The organism is Sandarakinorhabdus oryzae, from assembly GCF_009733735.1.
Taxonomy (GTDB): domain Bacteria; phylum Pseudomonadota; class Alphaproteobacteria; order Sphingomonadales; family Sphingomonadaceae; genus Sandarakinorhabdus; species Sandarakinorhabdus oryzae.
Genome location: NZ_WNJP01000001.1, coordinates 31,688 through 56,502 on the forward strand (window position 1 = coordinate 31,688; position 24,815 = coordinate 56,502).

Below are 24,815 nucleotides of genomic sequence, written 5' to 3' on the forward strand. Positions count from 1 at the left end.
AGCCTGGTCCGGGGTACCTGAGACGGCCCCTGAACGAACGGAGTAAGACCCATGCGCCACGGCGTTGCCCACCGCAAACTCGGCCGCACCAGCAGCCATCGCATCGCGATGCTGCGCAACATGGCCGCCGCCCTGATCAAGCACGAGCAGATCAAGACCACCTTGCCCAAGGCCAAGGAACTGCGCCCCTACGTCGAAAAGCTGGTGACGCTGGCCAAGACCGGTGGCCTCTCCAACCGCCGCCTCGCCGATGCCCGCCTGGGCGACGACACCCAGCTGATCAAGCTGTTCGACGTGCTGGCTGCGCGCTATGCCGACCGCCAGGGCGGCTACACCCGCGTCGTCAAGGCTGGCTTCCGCCGTTCGGATGCCACCGCGATGGCGATCATCGAGTTTGTTGACCGCGATGTCGACGCCAAGGGCCAGGATTCCGGCCCGGTCGAAACCTTCGGCGACGACGAATAAGCGCAAAGGATCGCCACCATGGCTGATGAAATCGATCTGGGTGCAAATCCCGAAAACGGCTTTGACGATCAGGCCATGCCGCAGGTGGCGATCCTCACCCAGTATGTGAAGGATCTCTCGTTCGAGAACCCGAACGCGCCGGGCAGCCTGCAGGTCCAGGCCCAGCCGCGCATCGACGTCAACGTTGGCGTCAACGCCCGCAAGGCCGCCGACGACGTCTATGAAGTCGAACTGAAGATCAGCGCCAAGGCCGACACCGACAGCGGCGCCGCCTTCATGGTGGAGCTGCTCTATGCCGGCCTGTTCGGCCTGAAGAACGTGCCGGAAGAAGCCATCGAGCCTTTCTGCATCATCGAAGGCCCGCGCATCCTGTTCCCCTTCGCCCGCCGCATCATTGCCGACGCCGTGCGCGACGGCGGCTTCCCGCCGCTGATGCTCGATCCGATCGACTTCGGCGCGCTCTACATGTCCCAGCAGGGGCAGGTTGGAAACGCCTGAGGCGTTGCCATCGGAACATGAAGCGGGCGGCCTTCGGGTCGCCCGTTTTCGTTTGGGCGCTGCCGCCTTGCACTTTCCGCCTCAGGCCCTAATCCGTCAGGCGCAATGTCACTCGTCCGCGCCACCGCCACCATCGGCAGCCTCACGCTCCTGTCGCGCGTCGCCGGCTTCATCCGCGACGTTTTGCAGGCGACGCTGATGGGCGCCGGTATGGCGGCGGATGCTTTCCTGATCGCCCAGCGCCTGCCCAATCTGTTCCGGGCGCTGTTTGCCGAAGGCGCCTTTGCCTCGGCCTTCGTGCCGATGTTCAACCGCCAGGTCGGTGCCGATGGCGGCCGGCTCGACGGCGCCCGCCGCTTTGCCGAGGATGTGCTGGCAGTGCTGCTGCCGCTGCTGTTGGCGTTCACGGTGGTGATGGTGGTGGCCGCCGCGCCGGTCGTCTGGGCGCTCACCGGCGGCTTTCCCGATGCCGCGCCTGACAAGTTCGCGCTCACCGTCGCCCTCACCCGATTGACCTTCCCCTATCTGATGCTGATCAGCCTGACCTCGCTGCTGGGCGGCCTGCTCAACTCGGTCGGGCGCTTTGCCGTCAACGCCGCTGCGCCGATCCTGCTCAACCTGGTGCTCATCGCCGGCCTGCTGTGGTCGGGCGGCAGTGATGATGTCGCCGCCGCCCGCGTGCAGGCGCTGTGTGTCACCCTGGGCGGCATCGCGCAGCTGCTGTGGCTGATGTGGTCGTGCAGCAAGGCCGGGATCAGCCTGCGCCTGCGGCTGCCGCGCCTCACGCCGCAGGTGCGCGCGCTGTTCCGGCTGATCCTGCCGGCTGCGCTGGGCGCCGGCGCCGTGCAGGTCAACCTCTTGATCTCCACCGCGCTGGCCGCACGCTTCCTCGGCGATGGCGCGGTCAGCTGGCTCTATTATGCCGATCGCCTCAACCAGTTGCCGCTGGGCATCATCGGCATCGGCGTCGGCACCGCGCTGCTGCCCACCATGTCGCGGCTGATCGGGGCCGACGATGTGCCCGGCGCCATCGCCCAGCAGAACCGCGCCATGGAACTGGTGCTCATCCTCACCCTGCCGGCCGCTGCCGGGCTGGTGGTCGCGGCGCAGCCGATCATCGCGCTGCTGTTCCAGCACGGCCAGTTCACCGCGGCCGATACCGATGCGACTGCCGCGGCGCTGGCCGGCTTCGCGCTTGGCCTGCCAGCCTATGTGCTGATCAAGATCCTCACCCCCGGCTTTCACGCCCGCAGCGACACGTCCACCCCGGTGCGGGTGGCGCTGGCGGCCATGCTGGTCAATCTTGTGGCCAATCTGGCGCTGGTGTGGCCGCTGGGCCATGTCGGCATCGCGCTGGGCACGGCGATCTCGGCCTGGGTCAATGCCGGCGCGCTGTGGTGGCTGCTGGTGCAGCGCGGGCAGTTTGCCCTGGATGCCCGCGCCCGCCGCCTGCTGCCGCGGCTGCTGCTGGCCACGCTGGCCATGGTGGCAGTGCTGGTCGCCGGCATGCCGCTGGTGGCGCCGCTGGCGCACAATGGTCTCGCCACACGGGCCATCGCGGTTGCGCTGTTGATTGGCGGCGCCGGCTTGGCCTATCTGGGCGCGGCGCGCCTGCTCGGCCTGTTCACGCTCAAGGGGCTGGTGGCGCAAGTGAAACGGAAATCCTGATGAAACGCGTTTTTTCGGGCATCCAGCCCACCGGCAATCTCCACCTCGGCAATTATCTCGGCGCCATCCGCAACTGGGTGCGCATGCAGGACGAGGCGGAGTGCATCTTCAGCGTCGTCGATCTGCACGCCATCACCATGGCGCAGGATCCGGCCACGCTGCGCCGCGGCATCCACGAGATGATGGCGGCGCTGATCGCCGCCGGGCTTGATCCCGAACGCTGCATCCTGTTCCCGCAGAGCCGCGTGCATGTGCATGCCGAATTGGCCTGGGTGCTGATGTGCACGGCCCGCGTCGGCTGGCTCAACCGCATGACCCAGTTCAAGGAAAAGAGCGGCAAGGACCGTGAGGGCGCCTCCGTGGGCCTCTATACCTATCCGGTGCTGCAGGCAGCCGACATTCTGGCCTACAAGGCCACGCACGTGCCGGTGGGCGAGGATCAGAAGCAGCACCTGGAGCTGGCGCGCGACATCGCCACCAAGTTCAACAACGACATGGGCGTCGAGCTGTTCCCGCTGCCCGAGCCGGTGATCGAAGGCCCCGCCACCCGCGTGATGAGCCTGCGCGACGGCAGCGCCAAGATGTCGAAGAGCGACCCCAGCGACCAGAGCCGCATCAACCTGACCGACGATGCCGATACCATCGCCGCCAAGGTGAAGCGCGCCAAGTCCGACGCCGATCTGCTGCCCTCCGAAGCCGCCGGCCTCGCCGGCCGACCGGAAGCGGCCAATCTCGTCAACCTGATGGCGGCCTTGAGCGATCGCAGCGTCGATGCCGTGCTGGCCGAATATGGCGGCAAGGGCTTTGGCGCCTTCAAGCCGGCGCTGGCCGACGTGATGGTGGCAAAGCTCAGCCCGATCACCGCGCGCTTCAACGCGCTGAAAGACGATGACGTGGCGATCGAGGCGATCTGCGCCCGCGGCGCCGAGCGGGCGCGGGCCATTGCCGAGCCGGTGCTGGCCGAGGTGCATCGCGCCGTGGGGTTTACCCGCTGATGCGGGCAGCGGTGCACCGCCCGCGCTGAAACTGCTGGCATATGAAGGCGTTTTCAGCCGCCATTCATGGTCCAGTCAGTTGCGCGGCGGCAGGATAAGCGCATAAGATTGCACATCAGTCATCCGGAGCTTCGATCCATGCGCAAAATCACACCCAGGGCGCGCCTGCTGTTGCCGCTGGCCGCGGCCTTGTCGCTGGCGGCCTGCGCGGCGCCGTTCGAGGCCCGGGTGGCCCGCTTCCAGCAGCTGCCGCCGCCGTCGGGCACCAGCTTCGTGATCGAGCCGCGCGACAAGGCCAACGCCGGCGGGCTGGAATTTGCCACCTATGCCAATCTGGTGCGCCAGAAGCTGGTCGCCGCCGGCTATCAGGAAGCCGCCAGCCCGGATGCCGCCGCGCTGCTGGTGCAGCTGGATTATACGGTCTCCGCCCCGCGCGAGAAGGTCGAAACCCGGCCAGGCGCCTGGGGCGGTTGGGGTTGGGGTCGCGGCTGGGGCGGTGGCTGGGGCTGGGGCCCCTATTGGGGCGGCGGCTGGGGCGGCTGGGGTGGCGGCTGGGGGCCGGGCTTTGGCGGCCCGTGGAACCAGGAAGTCTACAGCGTGACCCAATATAACGCCGCCGTGGCGATGCGCATCAACCGCGCCGCCGACAAGCAGAGCGTGTTTGAAGGCCGCGCCGAAACGGTGAGCACCAGCAACAATCTCACCCGGCTGGTGCCCAACCTGGTCACCGCCATGTTCACCAACTTCCCCGGCAACAGCGGCGAGACGGTGCGCGTGCGCTTCGATCCGGCCAAGCCCGACGCGGCGCCGACGGTCAAGCCGATGCGCTGACCGGCGTGTTGATGGCCTGAATGGGGCGCTCCGGGAAACCGGGGCGCCCTTTTCCTTACTGGCGTGGCGTCGGCTCGCTATAGCCCATGCGGTCGGTGCGATCCCGGGCCCAGGCATCCACCTGCTGGCGGCTGCAGCCGGTGAAGCCGCCAGGGCCGATGGCGCTGCAGCTGCCGATGCTGTTGCCGGCCCCGCCGGCGCCATCGCCCAGCAACAGCGAACGGTTCTGGGTCAGCACGCTCTGGCGGTTCTGCGGCTTCCGCAATTGTTCGGGAATGCGATAGACCTCGGATTCGGGCAGGCGGGCGCACACCACCACTTCATCGGCCGAGCTCGGCTTCGGGCAGGCCTCGTTGCCAAACACCGTCACCAGGCGCTGGCGCGGCTGGCTGCCGTCGCCGGCCGGGATATCCTGCGGCTTCAGCATGGTCGGCCGTGGCGGCGCCGTCGTCGGGTTGGCCGGTGACTGCTGGGCCAGCGCCGGAAACGCCACTGCCAGGGTCACGGCAATCAGGGGCAGGCGCATCAGGGTCAGGCTCCGCAAGCGTGGGGACGTCAAGAGTTTAGGCGGATTCGCTGGCACAGGAAACCGGCAATCGCTTGAGGCGTCAGGCTGCACCGCGCTGCGTGTCCGCCACCTGAACGAAAGCGCCCCGCCAGCGGGGCCGGCGGGGCGCTTTGGTCTGGTCGCAAAGACCGGATCAGTTCGTCGCGGCGGCCTGCATGGCTTCCAGCCGGGTCACGGCAGCCTCGTCACCGGCCTGGCGGGCTGCGGCGAGCTGGCCGGCCACGGCCGCCACGTCGATCTCGGCCACCGGGGTGGCCTTTTCGGCGAGGATGGTGAGGCCGGTCTCGGTCACTTCGGCAAAACCGCCTTCGATGAAGAAGCGCTGCGTCGCCGGGCCACCGTCTGTTTCATGGATGGCGATGGCGCCGGGGCGGATGGTGCTCATCATCGGCGCGTGGCCGGGCAGCACACCAAAATCACCCTCGGTGCCGGGCACGACCACCATCGCCACCTTGGCCTTTGCCAGCCGGCGTTCGGGCGAGACGAGTTCGAAATCGAGCAGTTCAGCCATGTTTGGTTCCTTTCCCCTCCCGCCAGCAGGTGCCGTGGGGGAGGGGTGATGGATCAGGCCGCGTCCGCCGCCAGTTTGGCGGCCTTGGCGATGGCGTCTTCGATGGTGCCGACCATGTAGAAGGCGGCTTCCGGCAGGTGATCATAATCACCGGCCACGATGCCCTTGAAGCCCTTGATCGTGTCTTCCACCGAGACGAGCACGCCCGGCGAGCCGGTGAAGATTTCGGCGACGTGGAACGGCTGCGACAGGAAGCGCTGGATCTTGCGGGCGCGGCTGACGACCAGCTTGTCCTCTTCCGACAGTTCATCCATGCCCAGAATGGCGATGATGTCCTGCAGGCTCTTGTACTTCTGCAGCACTTCCTGGACCGAACGCGCCACGCCGTAATGCTCTTCACCCACAACGCGCGGTTCCAGCACGCGGCTGGTCGAATCGAGCGGATCGACCGCCGGGTAGATGCCCAGCTCGGCGATCTGGCGCGACAGCACGGTGGTGGCATCGAGGTGGGCGAACGAGGTCGCCGGCGCCGGGTCGGTCAAGTCGTCGGCGGGCACGTAGATGGCCTGCACCGAGGTGATCGAGCCCTTGTTGGTCGAGGTGATGCGCTCCTGCAGGGCGCCCATGTCGGTGGCCAGCGTTGGCTGATAACCCACGGCCGAGGGGATGCGGCCGAGCAGCGCCGACACTTCCGAGCCGGCCTGGGTGAAGCGGAAGATATTGTCCACGAAGAACAGCACGTCCTGGCCTTCGACGTCGCGGAAATATTCGGCGATGGTCAAGCCGCTGAGGGCGACGCGGGCGCGGGCGCCGGGCGGTTCGTTCATCTGGCCATAGACCAGCGCCACCTTGGAGCCTTCGGAGACCGCATTGTGGTTCTCGTCGGTCTTGATGACGCCGGCTTCCTTGAACTCGACATAGAGGTCGTTGCCTTCGCGGGTGCGCTCACCCACGCCGGCGAACACGGAATAGCCGCCGTGGCCCTTGGCGATGTTGTTGATCAGTTCCTGGATCAGCACGGTCTTGCCGACGCCGGCGCCGCCGAACAGGCCGATCTTGCCGCCCTTGGCATAGGGCGCCAGGAGGTCGATGACCTTGATGCCGGTGACCAGGATGCTGGCTTCGGTCGACTGGTCGACGAATTCCGGGGCCTTGGCGTGGATCGGGCTGGTCAGATCAGTGTTGATCGGGCCCAGCTCGTCGATCGGCTCGCCGATGACGTTCATGATGCGGCCCAGGGTGGCCGGGCCCACCGGCACGCGGATCTGGCCGCCGGTATCGACCACTTCCTGGCCGCGGACGAGCCCATCGGTGGCGTCCATGGCGATGGTGCGCACGGCGTTCTCACCCAGGTGCTGGGCGACTTCGAGCACGAGGCGGTTGCCGCCCACGGTGGTTTCCAGCGCCGACAGGATCGCCGGCAGTTCGCCGTCGAAGGTCACGTCGACGACGGCGCCGATGACCTGGCTGACGCGGCCGACATTGTTGGTGGTATTGGCCATGGCTGTTGCTCCTTAAAGGGCTTCGGCGCCCGAGATGATCTCGATCAGTTCCTTGGTGATCGCGGCCTGTCTCGTGCGGTTGTAGGTGATGGTGAGGCGATTGATCATGTCGCCGGCATTGCGGGTGGCGTTGTCCATCGCGGTCATGCGGCTGCCCTGTTCGGACGCGGCATTTTCCAGCAAGGCGCGGAACACCTGCACGGCGAGATTCTTGGGCAGCAGATCGGCGAGGATGGCCTCTTCGTCCGGCTCATATTCCACTGCGGCATCGGCGCCAGCGGCACCACCATCGGGCAGGGCGGCCGGGATGATCTGCAGCCGCGTCGGTTCCTGGTTCAGGGCCGAACGGAAGGTGGAGAAGAACAGGTGGGCGACATCGAATTCGCCAGCCTCGAAACGGGTCACCACTTCATCGGCCACCGCCTTGGCATCGGCAAAGGCGACCTGCTTGATGTGGGACATGTCGACAGTGCCGACAATCAGATCCTTGTGGGTGCGGGCGAACGGCGCGCGCGCCTTCTTGCCGACAAACAGCAGCTTGACCGTCTTGCCCTGGCCCAGCAGCTCTTCCATCGTGCGGCGCGCCAGCTTGGCGATGTTGCTGTTGAAACCACCGGCGAGGCCGCGTTCCGACGAGCAGACGACCAGCAGATGCACCTGGTCCTTGCCGGTGCCGGCGAGCAGGCGCGGCGATTCAGGCCCCACGGTCACGCGGCTGGCCAGCGACGCCATTACGGCCGCCATGCGCTCCGAATAGGGGCGCGCGGCTTCGGCGGCTTCCTGCGCGCGGCGCAGCTTGGCCGCCGCGACCATCTTCATGGCCTTGGTGATCTTCTGCGTCGACTTCACCGAAGTGATGCGCATTTTCAGGGACTTCAATGATGGCATCGGAGTCTTTCGGTCATCCTGCTTCCTGGTCGTCACCCCGGACTTGATCCGGGGTCCCGCTGTTCGGAAAAAAAGCGGGGCCCCGGGTCAAGCCCGGGGCGACGTGAATGGGGTTACGCAAACGTCTTCGCAAACGCGCCGATGACGTCCTTCAGCTTGGCGGTGGTGTCCGCGCTCAGATCCTTCTTGTCGCGGATGTCGGCCAGCACATCGGCATGGGCCGACTTGATGTGGCTGAGCAGCGCGGCTTCGAAGCGGGTGACGGCGGTGGCTTCGATGCCATCCAGGAAGCCGTTGACGCCGGCGAAGATCGACACGACCTGCTCTTCGAACGGCATCGGCTTGAACTGGCCCTGCTTCAGCAGTTCCGTCAGGCGGCGGCCGCGGTTCAGCAGCTTCTGGGTCGAGGCATCAAGGTCAGACCCGAACTGCGCGAAGGCGGCCATTTCGCGATACTGCGCCAGCTCCAGCTTGATCGAGCCGGCCACCTTCTTCATCGCCTTGGTCTGCGCGGCGGAACCGACGCGGCTCACCGAGAGGCCGACGTTGATGGCCGGGCGGATGCCCTGGTAGAAGAGTTCGGTTTCCAGGAAGATCTGGCCATCGGTGATCGAGATCACGTTGGTCGGGATGTACGCCGACACGTCGCCGGCCTGCGTCTCGATGATCGGCAGCGCGGTCAGCGAGCCGGCGCCGTTGGCGTCGTTCATCTTGGCGGCGCGCTCCAGCAGGCGGCTGTGCAGATAGAACACGTCACCCGGATAGGCTTCGCGGCCCGGCGGGCGGCGCAGCAGCAGCGACATCTGGCGATAGGCGACGGCCTGCTTCGACAGATCGTCATACACGATCACGGCGTGCATGCCGTTGTCGCGGAAATATTCGCCCATGGTGCAGCCGGTGTAGGGCGCCAGGAACTGCAGCGGCGCCGGCTCCGACGCGGTGGCGGCGACGACGATCGAATATTCCATCGCGCCATTTTCTTCCAGCGCGCGCACGATCTGCGCCACGGTCGAACGCTTCTGGCCGACGGCGACATAGATGCAATAAAGCTTCTTGCTCTCATCATCCGTGGCGTTCACCGCCTTCTGGTTGATGAAGGTGTCGATGGCGACAGCGGTCTTGCCGGTCTGGCGGTCACCGATGATCAGCTCGCGCTGGCCGCGGCCGACCGGCACCAGCGCATCAAGCGCCTTCAGGCCGGTCTGCATCGGTTCGTGGACCGACTTGCGCGGGATGATGCCCGGCGCCTTCACTTCCACGCGGCGACGCTCGGTGGCCACGATCGGGCCCTTGCCGTCGATCGGGTTGCCGAGGCCGTCAACAACGCGGCCCAAGAGGCCACGGCCCACCGGCACGTCAACGATGGTGCCGGTGCGCTTGACGGTGTCGCCTTCCTTGATGGCGCTGTCGCTGCCGAAGATCACGATACCGACGTTGTCGGTTTCCAGGTTCAGGGCCATGCCCTTGATGCCACCCGGGAACTCGACCATTTCACCGGCCTGCACATTGTCCAAACCGTGCACGCGGGCGATCCCGTCGCCGACGCTCAGCACCTGGCCGACTTCCGAAACCTGCGCTTCGGTGCCGAAGTTGGCGATCTGATCCTTGATGATCCGCGAGATTTCGGCGGCGTTGATGTCCATCTTGGGGTCCTTCTTTAGGCCTTGAGCGCCTGGCCGAGCATGTCGAGCCGGGTCTTCAACGAGGAATCGATCATGCGGCTGCCAACGCGCACCACGAGGCCGCCCAGGATCGAGGGATCAATGTTCACAGTCAGCGCCACGTCGCGGCCGATGCTGGCCTTCAACTTGGCGGCCAGTGCCTTCTGCTGCGTCGCCGTCAGCTTGTGGGCGGCCGTCACCGTGGCGGTGACTTCACCCTTGCGGGCGGCATTCAGGGCGGCAAAATCGCGGATCACCGCCGGCAGCAGCGCCAGGCGGCGATTGCCGGCCAGCACGCCGAGAAAATTCTTGGTCAGCCCATCCAGGCCCAGCCCGTCGGCCACACCGGCCACCGCGGCACCCGCCGCACCGCGCCCCACCAGCGGCGAGCCAATCAGCGCCTTCAGGTCAGCCGATTCGGCCAGCGCCTCGGTGATCGTCGCCAGGCTGGCCTCGACAGCGGCCAGCGCCTTCCCCTCGATCGCCAGCGCGAACAGGGCACGGGCGTAACGACCGGAAAGGCCGGTGGCCACGCTGGATGAAATTTGTGCGTCCAAGGCTTCAGCCCCGTTTTGAATCGGATATGACAAAAGGCGCGGCGAACATGGTTCACCGTGTGCGGGGCGCGGCTAGCATGGGGCTGCCGATGTTGCAAGGCAGCATTAGGGCCGGGCGGACTTTATGAGGAGCGGCAGGGCGGCAAACACCAGCTGCCCGGCCAACCCGAGCAGCCCCGCCGGCGCCCGCATCGCCGCCAGATGTTCGCCCACGGTCCGCCCGAACGCCAGCGACAGCGCCAGTTCCGCCAGCATCAGCCATATGAAGGCGGAACCGCCCATGATGGCCCGCCCGGCGCTGGTGAGCGCCCTCCCCGCCAGCAGCCGCTGGCACCACCACCAGGACGCGCCAATCATGACCGGCAACTCCACCCCTACCGCCGCAAGGTCGCCGATGGCCGGCGCCAGCCAAAGCGTGCGGATGGTGCCGAGCAGGAACCCGACAGCAAAAACGCCAGCGAAATAGCGCAGGCCAAGGGCGAGGGCGGTCATGTCGGGATCCATGCGCTTGTTTCGTCGTGCTAGATATCGCCAACTCTACGGATGCGGCCCATCCGGGACAGAGAAATTAGCTGGCCTCCGGCGGCCAGGGTCGCAGACCCTGGACCCGTTTGTTTGCAGGTGGACTTGTATACAAATGCGCCTGTCACGCTGGCGAAGGCCAGCATCCATTGACGAGCACGCGCAGATCGTGACGCCGATGGCCCGCGCGTCGCGGTGGATGCTGGCCTTCGCCAGCATGACGAACGACAAATGTAGGAAACGGTTGTCATAAAGGCCCCGTTGCCCTGGAATTGTTCCGGCCAACAATTCGAAGCAGCCTCAACCGCGCGAGTGCCCAGGCGTGCCTTGTCTTCACTTAAATTTTTGTAGAATTATCTGCCTCATGACGCAGAAAATATAAAAAGCGGACACCAAGATGGAAAATTTATTGCTATCGTAAAAATCAATCATGTTAGAAAAATATAGAATCTGTACAAAAAAATTTACAACCACGATTATGACAATATAGTTCTGGAAAAGATCAGGGAATAATATGGGATACATCTTGTTCATGGTTTTATCTCCAGTCAAAACATCAAATAAACCCTGGCGCACGTCCGATCAAGTCATGTTCGGCGGCGCTTTCCCCCGAAAAGCCCCCCGAAAACAAACGGGTGCAGGGATGAGTCCCTGCCCGCCGGAGGCTCCACTTTCCCTGTTCCCCTTCTGTCCTACAACCCTGCCAATAGGTTACATTGCCGCCCATGAGCGACCATCTCCCCATCCCGTCCGCCAGGCCCGCCCGTCACAATGGCTGGACGCTGGCCCGGCAGCGGCGGTTTCTGGAGCATTTGGCGGTTCATGCCAGTGTGGCGGGGGCGGCCAGGGCGGCGGGGATGTCGCGGCAGTCGGCCTATTGGTTGCGGCGGCAGCCGCACGCGCGGGATTTTGCCCAGGCGTGGGATGCGGCGCTGGCTGATCGGGATCGCTGGATCGAGGATCTGGCGATGGACCGGATGCTGGATGGCGAGGAAGAGGTCATTGAGCGCGACGGCCAGACCGTCGCGGTGCGACGACGGCCGGCCGACGTTCGACTCTTGTTGTTTTATTTGAAGCGCTTGGAACGGCGCGACCTGGACCGGGAAATCCGAATCCGACACGAATCGTCAAGTGTGTCAAAAATGCGCGCGGAATTGCGGGCGTTGGCTGGTTTGCCGGCTGACGGCCCGGAAATTCAGCCGGGTGACGACAGGCTGAAGGACTGATCCACTCGCCCCCTTGCCCTTGGCCCGCCAATGTGGCCAAGGGGGCGCAGCAACCGCAAGGCACTGACCGCATCACCCATGCCCTGGCTGTTCACCATCTTCCTGGCCATTCACGTCGGTGCCGGCGTGGTGGCGCTCACCAGTTTCTGGGGGGCGGTGCTCACCCGCAAGGGCGGCCCGGCGCATCGGCGCTGGGGCTTCGTGTTTTCCGCCGCCATCTATACCGCGGCGTCGCAGGCGCTGGGGATGGGGGCGTTGTCATTGGTGTGGCCGCTGGCGATGCACCCGCAGTTGACCGACGCTGTGCTCTATCGCGGCATGTTTGGCACGATGATGGTCTATCTCGGGCTGCTGGCGGTCTCGATGACGCGCTATGGCTTGGGTGTGGTCAGCAACCGGCGCAATCATCCCGGCAACCGCCACTGGTCGATGCTGGCGCTGCAGGGGGTGACGATGGCGGCGGCCGGCATCTGCCTGACGCATGGCCTTTATCTCTTGAACCGCAATGGCCCGGTGATGGAGCCGATCCTGATGGTGATGGTCTCGCTGCTCGGCTTTGGCACCACCATCACCTATTTCCGCTACATCTTCAGCGCGCCGGCCAACCCGCGCGCCTATATCCCCGAGCATTTCAAGGCGATGGTGGCGACCGGGATCGCGGCCTACACGGCGTTCCTGTCGGTCGGGCTGATCGAGATGTTCCCGCGCCACGCCTTCAACCCGATGATCTGGGCGATCCCCAGTATGGGCGGCATGGCCATCATCATCCATTATCTGCGGCAGTATCGCCCGGCGGCCAAGGCCCAGCCGGCAGAGTGATCATTCCGCCAGCGCGGCCTCCAGTGCTGCGAATGTGTCGGGAATGTCCACCAGGTGGGCCTTTTCTGCCGCCAGGATGGCGCGGAAGGCCGCCCGCCTGATCTCACCAAGCTCTTTCTCAGTTGGGCGCGCCTTCATCGGCAGGCTGGAGATGACCAGGTCGATCAGCCGCTCGGCACCGTGCAGCCGGCCCCACAGATAGTCATGCTCGCGATAGGCGCGGCTGAAGAAGGCGCCGAAGGCATTGAACAGCGCGCCCTTCAACCGCTGTCCGCCGGCGGCGGCGAGTTCGGAGCAATCCTCCGGGCTGATGCGGTCCACCTTGATCTCGTCCAGCTCGTCCACATTGCCGTCGGCGATCAGCGGCAGGATGGCGATATCGAAGAAGGGAAAGCCCAGATAGGCCGCGACCAGATCCCGGCGCAGCCGGCGGTGCAGGCCGCTGGCGAGCAGGGCGACCAGCTCGGCATCGCTGCGGGCGTCCAGCGCCTTCAAGTCGAGCGCCGTGGCCATGGCGGCGAGCGCACTGGCCGGATCGGCGATGGCGTTGGCCGCGGCGGCACGGGCAGCAGCAGCCTCTGTCCGGTCGCTGCCAGCGTTGGGCCAGCACATCAGGTGCGGGCTGAGGATGGCATAGAGCCCGGCCTTCACCCGGCCCAAGGCCTGGCTGGTCGCCTCGTCGGCGCCGGTCATCTCCATGTTGACCCGCCGGATCAGGAAGCGCAGCCGGCGGATGCGGAACTCGACATCATATTGGCGCAGGAACAGCACATAGGGGGAGGCAGCGCCGGCCTTGCCCAGCGCACTTTCCGGCTGGTTGAGGCCGGCGGCGTTGAGGTGGCGCCACAGGCTGGCCCGCACCTGTCCAACGTCCTGCCCGCCCAGCCCGGCGAGGCGTTCGGCGAGATTCTCGGCCACCATTGCGAACTTCAGCCGGCCATAGGCGCCATAGGCAAAGCCGGTCGCCTTCGCCGCCTCGCTGTTCATCTTGCTGCGCCAGGCCGCCAGCCGCTCGATGCTGGGCGAGAACAGCAGCAGCCGCATGCCGATCGCGGCATCGATGGCGGCATCCACTTGCGGCATCATGCCGATGACGATGTGGCGCAGCCGGCGGGCGCGGGCCGAGATCGCCTCGATCGCGCCCAGACTGTCGCGGATCGGCTGCTGGCGCGGGATGTCGGCCAGGCTCCTGAGGATGGTGGCGAAGAAGCCGGGCACATGGCTGGGGCTGTCGCCGTCGTCGTGCATGCCGGGCTTGGGATCGAGATAGACGAAGCGCCGGTCCACCTCGCGGGTCGCCGGGCGCTTGCCCAGCGCGGCGAGGGCCGGGCCGAACGGCCGGTTGTCGAGCACGGCGCCATCAATCAGGTCCACGCTTTCCGGATTGGCCCGGCCGGGCAGCACGCGGTTGATGAAGGCCTGTCGCCCCGGCCAGTCGTCACCGCGGGCCGCCAGCAGCGCGTCAATCTCGCTGAGCCGGGCCGGCGGAAAGGCGCCGGGGAAACTGGCCGTCGCCCGCGCCGCGAACACCAGGTCCGGCGTGGGGCCCATGTGCCGCTCCGCTCCGTCGCCGGGGCAGGTGAAGCCGATCACCAGGCGATGCTCCGGCTCGGTCACCTCCTCGGGCGTGTTCAGCCGCAGCCGCTGCGGCGCACCGTGGTAATCGGTCACCGTCACGAACAGATCGAACGGATGCAGCGCCGGCACCAGCGGCGGCGACCGCTCGCCCTTTTCCATCGCGGCAAAGGCATCGGCGAGCAGGCCGGCAAAGGCGGGGCCCGAAAACGGCGGCTTGAACCAGCGGCTGCGCATGAAGCGGGACAGCTTGGCCTTCACCTCGCCGTGCGCGGCCACTTCGGCCTTGTCCTCATCCTCCAGGCCGCGGCGGCGCACCCACCACACCAGCGGGATCGCCCACAGCTTCGACAGCGGCCGCGACGCAGCCTTGCGATCGAGCAGCACGTCGCTGTCGGCCCCCGCCAGCCACAGCGAGCGGATGGCATCCAGGTCATGCCCCTCCACCAGCGCCCGCGCCAGGAGCACGCCATTGATCCCGCCCGCCGAGGCGCCAGCAACGATGTCACACATCACCCTGAGATCAAGGCCCGGCAGGCTGTCGAGCAGGGCCTGATAGACGATCTCGCTGTCCCGCGCCGGCGGCAATTCCGTGCCGGGCGGCGCATGCCGCCGCATCGAGGCGCGGCACAGCTTCCACACCTCTTTGGTGAGGCCGTGCATATAGACCGCCAGGCTCACCCCGCCATAACAGACCAACGCGAGGCGAAGCTCCTTCGTCTGCACGCACGCTCCTTTCCCCACCAGTGTAACGGCCGCGCAAGCCCCGGCAAGTGCGGGGGAATTCAGATGGGGTCATGGCGCGGTTACGGTGGAGGCCCGCTCGTCCTATCGCCCAAAGGCCTCCTTCATCGCCGCGATGAACAGCGATCGGCCGTTGCCGCTGCTGGTGCGGGCATCAAACAGCAGGTGGACGGGCATGCTGCCGGGCAGCAGGCCGGGCATGAGTTCGACGAGGCGGCCGGCGGCGAGGGCGGTTGCCAACTGGTAGCTGAGCAGGCTGGCCAGTCCGATGCCGGCTTCGGCAGCGGCGACGGCGGCTTCGACTGTCGTGACGGTGAGGCGCGGTCGAACGGGCGTGCGGGTGCCGGGCAGGCGCCACTGCGTGGCGGCGCGTGGCCCGGTGGTGGTGATCAGGCTGTGTTGCTTGAGGTCGGCCGGGGTGGCGGGCACGCCGTTGCGGGCGAGATAGGCCGGGCTGGCAACAATGACCGGGCGCACACTGCCGATTTTCACTGCCCGCAGGCTGGAGTCGGCGAGCGGCCCGATGCGCACGGCGACATCAATGCCCTCCTCGATCAGGCGAACATTGCGATCGATCAGCAGCAGCCGGATGGAAAGGCCGGGATGGGCGGCGAGCAGATCGGCCACCACCGGCAGCACGTGCAGGCGTCCGAACATGGTGGGCGCAGTGATGTGCAGTTCGCCAGTGGGCACTTGGCTGGCGGTGGCAGCAGCCCGGCTGGCGGCGGAAAGTTCGGCAAGCAGCGGCTGGATGCGGTCGCGATAGGCGGCGCCATCGTCGGTGAGCGCGACCTGGCGGGTCGAGCGACGGAACAGGCTGGTGCCGAGGTTGGCCTCCAGCGCGGCGATGGCGCGGCTGGCGGCAGTGGGCGAGCAACCCAGGGCCTGCGCCGCCTTGGTGAAGCTCTGGCTCTCGGCCAGCGCCAGGAAGAGTTCAAGGGTGGCCAGCCGGTCCATTATTGCGTTATACGCGATAATCTTTTGCCATACGACTGGATTATCGCGGCAAGGCGAGTGGTCTATTGTCTCCCCATGGCTCAGACATTCCTCCGCACCGTCTTTACCGACACCACCCGCCAGCTGCAGGCCGCCGATGGCTCACGCGACGCCTATGCCAAGATGGAAGGCGACAGCGCTGCCGGCGTTGACGAGATGGGCGAGCGCGAGGCCGACTTCATTGCGGCGCGCGACAGTTTCTACATGGCCAGCGTCACCGCCGATGGTTGGCCCTACATTCAGCACCGTGGCGGCCCGGCCGGGTTCCTGAAATGGCTGCCAGGCAATATGCTGGGCTTTGCCGATTACAGCGGCAATCGCCAGTTTGTTTCCATGGCCAATATCGCGGACGACAATCGCGTGGCGCTGTTCCTGATGGATTATCCCAATCGGCGGCGCCTGAAACTGGTTGGTCGCGCCCGGGTGGTGACCGCGGTCGACGATCCCGCCCTGGTCTCCTCGCTGATGCCCAATGGCTATCGCGCACTCGCCGAACGCGCCTTCCTCATCGATGTCGTCGGCTTCGACTGGAACTGCCCGCAACACATCACGCCGCGCTTCACCGAAGCCGAAATCGCCGCTGCGGTCGCCCCGCTCAACACCGAACTTGCCACCCTGCGCGCCGAAAACGAACGCCTGCGCGCCATCCTGAAGGACAAGACTGCATGACCAGCACCAGCATCGCCGCCGCCACTCTGGGCATCCACCATGTCGGCCTGGCCGTGCCCGATCTCGACACGGCCTCGACCTTCTTCATCAGCGCATTGGGCTTTGCCGAAGTCGGCGCCGTGCCCAGCTATCCGGCGCGCTTCGTCTCGGACGGGACGACCCTGATCACCCTCTGGCAGACCGATGCCGCGCCCTCGCCGTTCGACCGCCGCGGCAATGTCGGTCTGCATCACCTCGCCTTCCGGGTCGCCGACGATGCCGCGCTCAATGTCCTGCATACCAGGCTGGCGAGCTGGGCCGGTGTCGCCATCGAGGTCGCGCCCTGTCCGATCCGTGAAGGCTCTGCCGTGCGTCACTTCATCATCGCCATGCCGGGTGGTATCCGCATCGAATTCGCCACGCCGTTCCCGGGTTGAACCGCCATGCGCCCACCGCTCCCGCCCTTCGATCTCGCCAGCGCCACCGCCAAGGTGCGCGCTGCCGAAGACGCCTGGAACAGCCGCGATCCGGCTCGCGTCGCCTTGGCCTATACGCCAGACAGCGTGTGGCGAAACCGCAGCGAGTTCCTGACCGGTCGCGCCGCGATCGAAGCCTTCCTCACCCGCAAATGGCAACGCGAGCAAGACTATCGCCTGGCCAAGCAGCTTTGGACCCACGCCGGCAACCGTATCGCCGTGCGCTTCGCCTATGAATGGCACGACGATGCCGGGCAGTGGTTCCGGTCCTATGGCAACGAGAATTGGGAATTCGCCGCGGACGGCCTGATGGCGCGGCGCATTGCCAGCATCAACGATGTGGCGATCGCCGAAGGCGAGCGCCTGCTGAGATGGGAAGGCGCAATGCGGCCGGCGGATTATCCGGAGTTGGAGGAGTTGGGGCTTTGAGGGGCCTCAGCGCTTGATCGACGCCGCTTCCACCACGATGTCGAACGCCGTGGTCAACCCTTTCAGGAAATTGGCCTTTTCCACGTTCACATATTCATCCAACGCGTGGGCGCGGAATCCGCCGCCGCCGGCGGACAGGGTGATGGCGGGAATGCCGATGCTGATCGGGATGTTGCTGTCGGTGGAGCCGGCGCCGAGGCGGGCGTGGTAGCCATTGGCCTTCAGCACGCGGGCCGCGGTCTGCACCAGCGGGTCGGTGGCAGGGGTGGCGCCGGCCGGGCGGTCGCCGATTAACTCGGGTGTGGCGCTGATCTTGCCATAGCGGGTGTCGCGGGCGGCGTTTTCGGCGGCGACATTGTCCTCGACCAGCTTGAGGAACTGGGCTTCGACAGCCTTGAGATTGGCCGGCGAGGCCGAGCGCATGTCGAATTCCATGGTGATCGTGTTGGGAATGGAATTGACCGAGGTGCCGCCGGTGACGGTGGAGGCTGAATAGGTCGTCTTCACGTCGGTCGGCGGCACGATCTTGTAGAGGCCGGTGACGGTGCCGGCCATGGCCACCATCGGGTTGACGATCCCGAACGCGCCATAGCTGTGGCCACCGGGGCCAGTGAAGGCGACGCGGTAGCGCCGGGAGCCGACGCCGGCGTTGGTGACGCCGCCGACCGTGCTGCCATCGAAGCTGATGAAATCACCGATCCGCGATTTGAGCGGGCTGGCACTGAACAGGTGGCGCACGCCGCGCAGATCGCCCTGGCCTTCCTCGCCGACGTTGGCGACGAAGATGATGTCACGCGGCGTGGTGATCTTGGCGGCGTCCATGGCACGCACGAAGGCCAGCAGGGCAGCGAGGGTGACGGTGGTGTCACCGATGCCGGGGGCGTGCAGCGTCTCGCCTTCACGGCGCACCTTGGTGTTGGTGCCTTCCGGGAACACCGTGTCCTGGTGGGCGGCGACCATGAGCGCCTTGGCGGCGCGGTCCTTACCGGGGCGGATGCCGATGACATTGCCGACCGCATCCATGTGCACGTCGGACAGGCCGAGGGCCTTGAATTTTTCGAGCAGGCGCTGGCCGCGGGCGGCCTCCTTGAACGGCGGCGCCGGAATCTCGGTCAACTCGATCAGTTCGGCGATGGTCTGGTCGTAGTCGGCGGCCAGCCTGGCGTGAGCGGCCGGCAGGCCAGCCGGCTGGGCGGCGGCAGGGGCGGCGAGGAGCAGGGCAAGGATCAGGGTGCGCATCGGCGCATCTGGCACACCGGGTGCGGCGCTTGCAAGTGGCGCTGTGTCCGCATAATGTTTCCTTTCTGTTCTGGAATGGAAGTGATGGCAAAGGGCAAGACGCGCTATGTGTGCCAGGCCTGCGGGGCGGTGGCGCCGCGCTGGGCGGGGCAATGTGCCGACTGCAAGGAGTGGAACACGCTGGTGGAGGAAGCCGCCCCGGTGTTCACACCCTTTGCCGCCAAGCAGTCGCTGCAGGGCGGCGGGCGGCGCATCGCGCTGGAGAGCCTGGCCGACGATGTGGCGTTGCCACCACGATTGAGCACGGGCATTGCCGAACTGGACCGGGCGCTGGGCGGCGGGCTGGTGCCGGGTTCGGTGACGCTGATTGGCGGCGATCCGGGCATCGGTAAGTCCACCTTGCTGCTGCAGGCGGCGGGAAAGATGGCCCGCACGGGCGCCAGCGTCGCCTATGTCTCGGGTGAGGAGGCGGCGGACCAGGTGCGGTTGCGGGCGCGGCGGCTGGGATTGGCCAAGGCCGACGTCGCACTGGCGGCCGAAACCAACGTGCGCGACATATTGACGACACTGACCGGGCTGCCGAAGCCGCCGGGCCTGCTGGTGATCGACAGCATCCAGACCATGCATAGCGACACGCTGGAAGGGGCGCCGGGCACGGTGTCCCAGGTGCGGGCATCGGCGCAGGAACTGATCCGCTATGCCAAATTGTCGGGTGCGGCGCTGATCCTGGTCGGGCATGTCACCAAGGATGGCCAGTTGGCCGGGCCGCGCGTGCTGGAGCACATGGTCGATACCGTGCTCTATTTCGAGGGCGAACGCAGCCACCAGTATCGCATCCTGCGCGCCGTCAAGAACCGATTTGGCGGCACCGACGAGATCGGTGTGTTTGCCATGGGTGCTGACGGGTTGGAGGAGGTCGCCAACCCGTCGAGCCTGTTCCTCACCAGCCGGGCCGAAGGCGCCAGCGTCACCGGCGCCGTCGTGTTCCCGGCACTGGAGGGCACACGGCCGGTGCTGTGCGAGATCCAGGCATTGGTGGTGCGGGTGCCATCCGGCGCCACGCCGCGACGGGCCGTGGTCGGCTGGGATTCGGGCCGGCTGGCGATGCTGCTCGCGGTGCTGGAAGCGCGCTGCGGTTTGGCGTTCGGCGGGCACGAAGTCTATCTCAATGTCGCTGGCGGCCTCAGGATTGCCGATCCGGCGGCGGATCTGGCGGTGGCCTGTGCCTTGGTCTCGGCGTTGACTGACCGACCCTTGCCGGCCGATGCCGTGGCCTTCGGCGAGGTGGCGCTGTCGGGCGAACTGCGCGCCGCCGGGCTGGCCAGCCTGCGCCTGAAGGAGGCGGCGAAGCTGGGCTTTGGCCGTGCCTTCGTGCCGGATGGCACCACGGGCGGCGGCCCGATGCTGGTCAGCGGGTTTCGCACCATGAACGGCCTGGTCGATCATCTTGGCCGGCCTGAATAGGCTTTTTCCGCGCTCCCAAATCGGTTAGGCGCTGCTGTATGGACACTGTAACGCAGCTTGCCGGCTTTGACTGGATCGTGGTGCTGATCGTCGGCGCCACGGCCGTACTGGGCCTGATGCGCGGCTTCATCGCCGAAGTCGCCAGCCTGGCCGGCTGGGTGGCGGGCTTTGTCGCAGTGCGCCTGTTCTACACGCCGGCCCGGGCCATTTTCGAAACCGCCAGCGGCAGCGAGGTGATGGCGGCCGTCGCGGCCGTGATCGGCCCATTCCTGCTCGCCGTGCTGCTGGTCAAGCTGATTGGCAGCTTCCTGTCGAGCGCCGCCAAGGACAGCGGCATCGGCCCGGTCGATCGCCTGCTCGGCCTCGGCTTCGGGCTGGTCAAGGGCTTCCTGGCGGCCAGCCTGATCTTCCTGGTCATCACACTTGGCCTGAAGATCGTTCCCGGCGACGACAAGCGGCCCGACTGGCTGGCCAAGGCCAAGACCACGCCGACGCTGGCGCTGGTGGCAAGCGCCATGGTCTCCTACGTCGGCGATGCCTGGAAACAGCAGCAGCCACTGCTCGGCCCGCCTCATGATCCGCATGCGCCGCCGGCCGATGGCGCCGGGTATGGCGACAAGGATCGCAGTTCGCTCGACAAGCTCCTCGACGAGCAGGAACAGACCGCACCGGGAACGGCGATCTGATGATCCGCCTCTACAACACGGCCATCCGCGCCAAACAGGATTTCGTGCCCGCCAATCCGGATCGGGTTACGATGTATGTCTGCGGCCCCACCGTCTATGGCCGGGCGCATATCGGCAATTTCCGCCCCGCCGTGGTGTTCGATGTGCTGCAGCGCCTGCTGCGCCACGTCTATGGGCCAGACAAGGTCATCTACGCCCGCAACATCACCGATATCGACGACAAGATCATGGACAAGGCGCGCGCCGAGGGCGTGGGCATCGACGTGATCACCGATCGGTATGAGACGCTTTATCTCGAAGATGCGGCGACGCTTGGCGTCGAGCGCCCCGATCTGCACCCGCACGCCACCACCAGCATCCCGGCGATGGTGGCGATGATCGAGCTGTTGATCGCCAAGGGCCACGCCTATGCCGCCGAGGGCCATGTGCTGTTCGATGTCGCCAGCTTTGCCGGTTACGGCCAGCTCTCGCGTCGCCCGCTCGACGAGATGATCGCTGGCGCCCGTGTCGAGGTCGCGCCCTACAAGAAGCATCCGGCCGATTTCGTGCTGTGGAAACCGTCCAGCCGGGAACAGGCCGGCTGGCCGTCGCCATGGGGCCGCGGCCGGCCGGGCTGGCATATCGAATGCTCGGCGATGATCGCCGAAAGCCTGGGCACCACCATCGATATTCACGGTGGCGGCATCGATCTGACCTTCCCGCACCACGAGAATGAGTGCGCCCAAAGCGCCTGCGCCCATGATGGCGCGCCACTGGCCAACATCTGGATGCACAATGGCTTCCTGAGCTTTGGCGGCGGGGAGAAGATGTCCAAGTCGCTTGGCAATGTGCTCAGCGTCGGCGAGCTGGTGGAGGCCGGCTGGACCGGCGACGAGCTGCGCCTGGGCCTGTTGTCCGCCCAGTATCGCCAACCCTTGCTGTGGGACGAAGCCTTGCTCGGCCAGATGCGCGGCCGGCTCGACAAGTGGCTCAGGAAGCTGGGCGACGTGCCGAAGGGCGTCCGCCCGCCACCACCGCCCGCGGTGGTGGAGGCGTTGGCTGACGATCTCAACACGCCAGCGGCGCTGGCGGCCATCGCCGGGATCGAGCAGGACCGCGAGGCGCTGCTGGGCGCGCTTGCGTTCCTGGGTCTGCCCTCGCTGGGCCCGGAGCGCAGCCGCCATGCGCAGGACCAGCGCGGACCGGCCGACGATCCCGACGCTGTCCGCATCGAGGCGCTGGTGGCCGAGCGTATGGCCGCCCGCAAGGCAAAGAACTGGGCCGAATCCGATCGCATCCGCGATGCCCTTGCGGCCGAGGGCGTGACCCTGGAAGACGGGCCGGGCGGCACTATCTGGCGCCGGTCCTGAACGCGCCCGGCACCGGGGCATTTTCCCGCCTATCCAGCACCATGGCTGGCCGGCTAGAGTGAATTGATGTCCGAAGCCCTCTACAACGCGGCGATTCTGCGCCTTAAGCTGGCGGGCGAGACGGCGCACCGGCTGGCGGCCGCCGATGGCAGTGCCACACGCGTCTCCCCGGTGTGCGGCAGCAAGATCATCGCCGATGTGGCGCTGGACCCCAATGGCCGTGTTGCGGCCGTCGGCCTCGATGCCACCAAGGCCTGCACGCTGGGCCAGGCCAGCGCCACCGTGGTGCTGGAGCGCGCCATCGGCCTCGACGTCGCCGCGCTGGCTGCCACGCGCACCCAACTGGCCGATTTCCTGGCCGGCCGGGCCGAGAGCGCGCCCGAAGGCTGGGCGATGTTCGCGCCAGCCCGCGCCCACCGCGCCCGTCACCCGTCGATCCTGCTCGCCCTTGATGCGGTGCTGGCCGCGCTTGCCGAAGCCGGGCAGCGGGCCGCCTGATGGAGCATGGCGCCACCCTGCTGCGTGACGTGGTGGTGTATCTCGCCGCTGCGGTCGTGCTGGTGCCATTGTTCGTCCGCTTCAAGCTGGGGGCGGTGCTGGGTTATCTCGCTGCCGGCATCCTGATCGGCCCGGCGGTGCTCGGCCTGGTCGGGAATGCCGAACAGACGCTGCAGTTCGCCGAGTTCGGCATCGTGCTGCTGCTGTTCGTGATCGGCCTTGAGCTCCAGCCATCGCGGCTGTGGGCGCTCAGGCGGGATATCTTCGGCCTCGGGCTGTTGCAGGTGCTGCTGTGTGGCCTCGCGCTCACCGGCTTGCTGCTGGTGATGACCAGCCTCACCTGGCAGGCGGCGCTGGTCGTCGGCCTGCCGCTCGGCCTGTCCTCCACGGCGCTGGTCATGCAGTTGCTGGCCGAACGCCAGATGGCTGCCACGCCGTTCGGCGAACGCAGCTTTGCCATGCTGCTGTTCCAGGATCTGGCGATCGTGCCGCTGCTCACCATCGTCGCGGCGCTCTCCCGCGCCCCGGTCGCCAATCCCGAGCCCGGTTGGTTGATGGCCGCCAAGACGCTGGCGGCGCTCGCCTTCCTGGTCGCCGTCGGCCGCTTCGTGCTGCCGCGCGCTTTCCGGATGATCGGCAGCCTCGGCGCCCGCGAAGCCTTTGTCGCCGCCGCGCTGCTGTCCGTGCTGGGCAGCGCGCTCTTGATGGCGTCGCTGGGCCTGTCCATGGCGCTGGGCGCGTTCGTCGCCGGCGTCATGCTGGCCGAATCTCCCTATCGCCACGCGCTGGAAACCGACATCGAGCCGTTCCGCGGCCTCATGCTCGGCCTGTTCTTCATCGCCATCGGCATGAGCCTCGATCTGTCGGTCGTTGCCGCCAACTGGGGCCTGCTGATCGGCCTCGTCATCGGCGTGATGGCAGTGAAGACGGCGGTGATCGCCGTGCTCGCCCGCCGCTTTGGCACCGATTGGCGCCGCGCCGTCGAGATGGGCCTGCTGCTCGCCCAGGGCGGCGAGTTCGGCTTCGTGCTGTTCAGCGAGGCCGAGCGCGGCCTGCTCATCAGCCATTCGGCCGCGCAACTGTTCGGCGCTGTTGTCACCTGCTCCATGGCGCTCACCCCGCTGCTGTTCCGCCTCACCGCCCGCTATATCGAACGCCCCGAAGACCTGGGCAGCCGAGACGGGCCGGAAACCGCTGACGGCGAGGGCCGTATCGGCCATGTCGTCCTCGTCGGTTCTGGACGGGTTGGCCAGGTCATCGCCCAGATGCTGCGGGCCCGCGGACAACCCATCACCGCCATCGATCTTGATGCCGAACTGATCGACGTTACCGCCCGCTTCGGCAACCAGGTGTTCTGGGGCGACGGCACCCGCCTCGACATCTTGCGCACCGCCGGCATTGATCGGGCCAGCGCCCTCGTCTTTGCCATCGATGGCCAGTGGGACCCGAAACTGGTGGTCGAACCGATCAAGGCCGAATGGCCCGATTTGCCAATCATCGCCCGCGCCTATGATCGCACCCACGCCATCGCCCTGCGCCAGGCCGGGCTGGACCATGTCACCCGCGAAACGCTGGAAAGCGCCGTCGCCATGGGCCGCGACGTGCTCGAAACGCTCGGCACCCCCGTCACCATCATCGACGCCATCGAAGCCGAATATCGCCGCCGCGACATCGAACGGCTCGACCTGCAAATCCTGTCCGGCGACATGATGACCGGCGCCGACACCATCATCCGCGGCGCCCTCGACTTCAACACGCTCGACCCCGCCTCCCTGGGCGAAATCCCGCCGGCGTGAAGGGTTAAGGCTGACAAGACCGGCGTTTCACATGCACCTTCAATTTTGACACTCTTGACGTTTCGTGTGGGATTCAGGCTTTTTCGCCGCCCGCAGCAATTCCGCCGGAACTCACAGGGCCTGAAGCAGGCCGTGGCGGGGCCTCCAGGTGACAAAGCTTACAACTCGTCCTCGTGCGCGCGAGGCTGTTCCCGGCTGAAGGCA

25 protein-coding genes are annotated in these 24,815 nt (G+C 66.7%); 15 read left to right on the top strand and 10 right to left on the bottom strand.

Going from position 1 to position 24,815, the window contains the following annotated elements; genetic code table 11:
* Nucleotides 1–51: 51 nt before the first annotated feature.
* The 5 genes from rplQ to GJ693_RS00230 all read left to right on the top strand — a co-directional run bounded on the left by rplQ (nt 52) and on the right by GJ693_RS00230 (nt 4,457).
* The gene (rplQ, locus tag GJ693_RS00210) at nt 52–465 is read left to right on the top strand and encodes a 50S ribosomal protein L17 (RefSeq protein ID WP_156254319.1); all 414 of its coding nucleotides are present in this window, start codon (nt 52–54) and stop codon (nt 463–465) included.
* Between the two features lie 18 nt (nt 466–483).
* Nucleotides 484–963 (top strand): protein-export chaperone SecB, encoded by a 480-nt coding sequence (secB, locus tag GJ693_RS00215; RefSeq protein ID WP_156254320.1) that lies wholly within the window; start codon nt 484–486, stop codon nt 961–963.
* A 105-nt stretch (nt 964–1,068) separates the two neighbouring features.
* Entirely contained in the window at nt 1,069–2,631 is a 1,563-nt protein-coding gene (gene murJ, locus GJ693_RS00220) for a murein biosynthesis integral membrane protein MurJ (RefSeq protein ID WP_156254321.1), read from the top strand.
* Nucleotides 2,631–3,626 carry a tryptophan--tRNA ligase gene (gene trpS, locus GJ693_RS00225; protein ID WP_197041835.1) on the top strand — a complete coding sequence of 332 codons (996 nt, stop codon included), beginning with the start codon at nt 2,631–2,633 and terminating at the stop codon, nt 3,624–3,626. Before murJ ends, trpS begins: the two co-directional genes overlap by 1 nt.
* 138 nt (nt 3,627–3,764) lie before the next feature.
* Complete coding sequence (locus tag GJ693_RS00230) at nt 3,765–4,457, top strand: DUF4136 domain-containing protein (protein WP_156254322.1); 693 nt, start codon at nt 3,765–3,767, stop codon at nt 4,455–4,457.
* 55 nt (nt 4,458–4,512) lie between these two features.
* On the opposite strand, the gene GJ693_RS00235 is transcribed toward GJ693_RS00230, so the two are convergent.
* The 7 genes from GJ693_RS00235 to GJ693_RS00265 form a co-directional block, all read right to left on the bottom strand.
* Nucleotides 4,513–4,983: a hypothetical protein gene (locus GJ693_RS00235; protein ID WP_156254323.1), complete on the bottom strand. Its 471-nt coding sequence runs from the start codon at nt 4,981–4,983 to the stop codon at nt 4,513–4,515.
* Nucleotides 4,984–5,158: 175 nt separating this feature from the next.
* A complete protein-coding gene (locus GJ693_RS00240; protein ID WP_156254324.1) occupies nt 5,159–5,536 on the bottom strand; it encodes an ATP synthase F1 subunit epsilon in 378 nt (125 codons plus the stop codon).
* Between the two features lie 53 nt (nt 5,537–5,589).
* On the bottom strand, nt 5,590–7,038 hold the full coding sequence (gene atpD / locus GJ693_RS00245; protein WP_156254325.1) for a F0F1 ATP synthase subunit beta: 1,449 nt from the start codon (nt 7,036–7,038) through the stop codon (nt 5,590–5,592).
* Nucleotides 7,039–7,050: 12 nt separating this feature from the next.
* A complete protein-coding gene (locus tag GJ693_RS00250; protein ID WP_156254326.1) occupies nt 7,051–7,926 on the bottom strand; it encodes a F0F1 ATP synthase subunit gamma in 876 nt (291 codons plus the stop codon).
* 113 nt (nt 7,927–8,039) lie between these two features.
* Nucleotides 8,040–9,569: a F0F1 ATP synthase subunit alpha gene (gene atpA / locus GJ693_RS00255; protein WP_156254327.1), complete on the bottom strand. Its 1,530-nt coding sequence runs from the start codon at nt 9,567–9,569 to the stop codon at nt 8,040–8,042.
* A gap of 14 nt (nt 9,570–9,583) precedes the next feature.
* Nucleotides 9,584–10,120, bottom strand: coding sequence for a F0F1 ATP synthase subunit delta (locus tag GJ693_RS00260; RefSeq protein WP_156254328.1), 537 nt, complete (start codon nt 10,118–10,120; stop codon nt 9,584–9,586).
* A 129-nt stretch (nt 10,121–10,249) separates the two neighbouring features.
* On the bottom strand, nt 10,250–10,636 hold the full coding sequence (locus GJ693_RS00265; RefSeq protein ID WP_156254329.1) for a hypothetical protein: 387 nt from the start codon (nt 10,634–10,636) through the stop codon (nt 10,250–10,252).
* Between the two features lie 755 nt (nt 10,637–11,391).
* Here GJ693_RS00265 and GJ693_RS00270 point away from each other — a divergent pair.
* Together GJ693_RS00270 and GJ693_RS00275 are read left to right on the top strand one after the other, a co-directional pair.
* Entirely contained in the window at nt 11,392–11,892 is a 501-nt protein-coding gene (locus GJ693_RS00270; protein ID WP_156254330.1) for a hypothetical protein, read from the top strand.
* Nucleotides 11,893–11,970: 78 nt separating this feature from the next.
* Nucleotides 11,971–12,711, top strand: a complete 741-nt coding sequence (locus GJ693_RS00275; RefSeq protein ID WP_156254331.1) for a hypothetical protein — start codon at nt 11,971–11,973, stop codon at nt 12,709–12,711.
* On the opposite strand, the gene GJ693_RS00280 is transcribed toward GJ693_RS00275, so the two are convergent.
* Together GJ693_RS00280 and GJ693_RS00285 are read right to left on the bottom strand one after the other, a co-directional pair.
* The gene (locus GJ693_RS00280; protein ID WP_156254332.1) at nt 12,712–15,012 is read right to left on the bottom strand and encodes a patatin-like protein; all 2,301 of its coding nucleotides are present in this window, start codon (nt 15,010–15,012) and stop codon (nt 12,712–12,714) included.
* Between the two features lie 102 nt (nt 15,013–15,114).
* A complete protein-coding gene (locus GJ693_RS00285; RefSeq protein ID WP_156254333.1) occupies nt 15,115–15,987 on the bottom strand; it encodes a LysR family transcriptional regulator in 873 nt (290 codons plus the stop codon).
* Between the two features lie 75 nt (nt 15,988–16,062).
* Here GJ693_RS00285 and GJ693_RS00290 point away from each other — a divergent pair, with 75 nt between their 5' ends.
* The 3 genes from GJ693_RS00290 to GJ693_RS00300 are packed head-to-tail and all read left to right on the top strand — an operon-like array spanning nt 16,063 to nt 17,579.
* Complete coding sequence (locus tag GJ693_RS00290) at nt 16,063–16,695, top strand: pyridoxamine 5'-phosphate oxidase family protein (protein WP_156254334.1); 633 nt, start codon at nt 16,063–16,065, stop codon at nt 16,693–16,695.
* The gene (locus GJ693_RS00295) at nt 16,692–17,111 is read left to right on the top strand and encodes a VOC family protein (protein ID WP_156254335.1); all 420 of its coding nucleotides are present in this window, start codon (nt 16,692–16,694) and stop codon (nt 17,109–17,111) included. Before GJ693_RS00290 ends, GJ693_RS00295 begins: the two co-directional genes overlap by 4 nt.
* Before the next feature lie 6 nt (nt 17,112–17,117).
* Nucleotides 17,118–17,579, top strand: a complete 462-nt coding sequence (locus GJ693_RS00300) for a nuclear transport factor 2 family protein (RefSeq protein WP_156254336.1) — start codon at nt 17,118–17,120, stop codon at nt 17,577–17,579.
* Between the two features lie 6 nt (nt 17,580–17,585).
* Here the strand turns inward: GJ693_RS00300 and GJ693_RS00305 are convergent, their stop codons facing one another.
* On the bottom strand, nt 17,586–18,818 hold the full coding sequence (locus GJ693_RS00305) for a M20/M25/M40 family metallo-hydrolase (RefSeq protein WP_156254337.1): 1,233 nt from the start codon (nt 18,816–18,818) through the stop codon (nt 17,586–17,588).
* Between the two features lie 84 nt (nt 18,819–18,902).
* On the opposite strand from GJ693_RS00305, the gene radA reads away from it, so the two are divergent.
* The 5 genes from radA (at nt 18,903) to GJ693_RS00330 (ending at nt 24,611) form a co-directional block, all read left to right on the top strand.
* Complete coding sequence (radA, locus tag GJ693_RS00310) at nt 18,903–20,282, top strand: DNA repair protein RadA (RefSeq protein WP_156254338.1); 1,380 nt, start codon at nt 18,903–18,905, stop codon at nt 20,280–20,282.
* A gap of 38 nt (nt 20,283–20,320) precedes the next feature.
* Nucleotides 20,321–20,968 (top strand): CvpA family protein, encoded by a 648-nt coding sequence (locus GJ693_RS00315; protein WP_156254339.1) that lies wholly within the window; start codon nt 20,321–20,323, stop codon nt 20,966–20,968.
* Nucleotides 20,968–22,317: a cysteine--tRNA ligase gene (gene cysS, locus GJ693_RS00320; protein WP_156254340.1), complete on the top strand. Its 1,350-nt coding sequence runs from the start codon at nt 20,968–20,970 to the stop codon at nt 22,315–22,317. Before GJ693_RS00315 ends, cysS begins: the two co-directional genes overlap by 1 nt.
* Nucleotides 22,318–22,383: 66 nt before the next feature.
* The gene (locus tag GJ693_RS00325; RefSeq protein WP_156254341.1) at nt 22,384–22,815 is read left to right on the top strand and encodes an iron-sulfur cluster assembly scaffold protein; all 432 of its coding nucleotides are present in this window, start codon (nt 22,384–22,386) and stop codon (nt 22,813–22,815) included.
* A complete protein-coding gene (locus tag GJ693_RS00330) occupies nt 22,815–24,611 on the top strand; it encodes a monovalent cation:proton antiporter-2 (CPA2) family protein (protein WP_156254342.1) in 1,797 nt (598 codons plus the stop codon). The genes GJ693_RS00325 and GJ693_RS00330 overlap by 1 nt, the downstream gene beginning before the upstream one ends.
* Nucleotides 24,612–24,815 lie beyond the last annotated feature (204 nt).

What these genes read in the sequence shown, in the direction of transcription:
- rplQ (WP_156254319.1), top strand. Translation starts at nt 52, where the DNA reads ATGCGCCACGGCGTTGCCCACCGCAAACTCGGCCGCACCAGCAGCCAT.
- secB (WP_156254320.1), top strand. Translation starts at nt 484, where the DNA reads ATGGCTGATGAAATCGATCTGGGTGCAAATCCCGAAAACGGCTTTGAC.
- murJ (WP_156254321.1), top strand. Translation starts at nt 1,069, where the DNA reads ATGTCACTCGTCCGCGCCACCGCCACCATCGGCAGCCTCACGCTCCTG.
- trpS (WP_197041835.1), top strand. Translation starts at nt 2,631, where the DNA reads ATGAAACGCGTTTTTTCGGGCATCCAGCCCACCGGCAATCTCCACCTC.
- GJ693_RS00230 (WP_156254322.1), top strand. Translation starts at nt 3,765, where the DNA reads ATGCGCAAAATCACACCCAGGGCGCGCCTGCTGTTGCCGCTGGCCGCG.
- GJ693_RS00235 (WP_156254323.1), bottom strand. Translation starts at nt 4,983, where the DNA reads ATGCGCCTGCCCCTGATTGCCGTGACCCTGGCAGTGGCGTTTCCGGCG.
- GJ693_RS00240 (WP_156254324.1), bottom strand. Translation starts at nt 5,536, where the DNA reads ATGGCTGAACTGCTCGATTTCGAACTCGTCTCGCCCGAACGCCGGCTG.
- atpD (WP_156254325.1), bottom strand. Translation starts at nt 7,038, where the DNA reads ATGGCCAATACCACCAACAATGTCGGCCGCGTCAGCCAGGTCATCGGC.
- GJ693_RS00250 (WP_156254326.1), bottom strand. Translation starts at nt 7,926, where the DNA reads ATGCCATCATTGAAGTCCCTGAAAATGCGCATCACTTCGGTGAAGTCG.
- atpA (WP_156254327.1), bottom strand. Translation starts at nt 9,569, where the DNA reads ATGGACATCAACGCCGCCGAAATCTCGCGGATCATCAAGGATCAGATC.
- GJ693_RS00265 (WP_156254329.1), bottom strand. Translation starts at nt 10,636, where the DNA reads ATGACCGCCCTCGCCCTTGGCCTGCGCTATTTCGCTGGCGTTTTTGCT.
- GJ693_RS00270 (WP_156254330.1), top strand. Translation starts at nt 11,392, where the DNA reads ATGAGCGACCATCTCCCCATCCCGTCCGCCAGGCCCGCCCGTCACAAT.
- GJ693_RS00275 (WP_156254331.1), top strand. Translation starts at nt 11,971, where the DNA reads ATGCCCTGGCTGTTCACCATCTTCCTGGCCATTCACGTCGGTGCCGGC.
- GJ693_RS00285 (WP_156254333.1), bottom strand. Translation starts at nt 15,987, where the DNA reads ATGGACCGGCTGGCCACCCTTGAACTCTTCCTGGCGCTGGCCGAGAGC.
- GJ693_RS00290 (WP_156254334.1), top strand. Translation starts at nt 16,063, where the DNA reads ATGGCTCAGACATTCCTCCGCACCGTCTTTACCGACACCACCCGCCAG.
- GJ693_RS00295 (WP_156254335.1), top strand. Translation starts at nt 16,692, where the DNA reads ATGACCAGCACCAGCATCGCCGCCGCCACTCTGGGCATCCACCATGTC.
- GJ693_RS00300 (WP_156254336.1), top strand. Translation starts at nt 17,118, where the DNA reads ATGCGCCCACCGCTCCCGCCCTTCGATCTCGCCAGCGCCACCGCCAAG.
- GJ693_RS00305 (WP_156254337.1), bottom strand. Translation starts at nt 18,818, where the DNA reads ATGCGCACCCTGATCCTTGCCCTGCTCCTCGCCGCCCCTGCCGCCGCC.
- radA (WP_156254338.1), top strand. Translation starts at nt 18,903, where the DNA reads ATGGCAAAGGGCAAGACGCGCTATGTGTGCCAGGCCTGCGGGGCGGTG.
- GJ693_RS00315 (WP_156254339.1), top strand. Translation starts at nt 20,321, where the DNA reads ATGGACACTGTAACGCAGCTTGCCGGCTTTGACTGGATCGTGGTGCTG.
- cysS (WP_156254340.1), top strand. Translation starts at nt 20,968, where the DNA reads ATGATCCGCCTCTACAACACGGCCATCCGCGCCAAACAGGATTTCGTG.
- GJ693_RS00325 (WP_156254341.1), top strand. Translation starts at nt 22,384, where the DNA reads ATGTCCGAAGCCCTCTACAACGCGGCGATTCTGCGCCTTAAGCTGGCG.
- GJ693_RS00330 (WP_156254342.1), top strand. Translation starts at nt 22,815, where the DNA reads ATGGAGCATGGCGCCACCCTGCTGCGTGACGTGGTGGTGTATCTCGCC.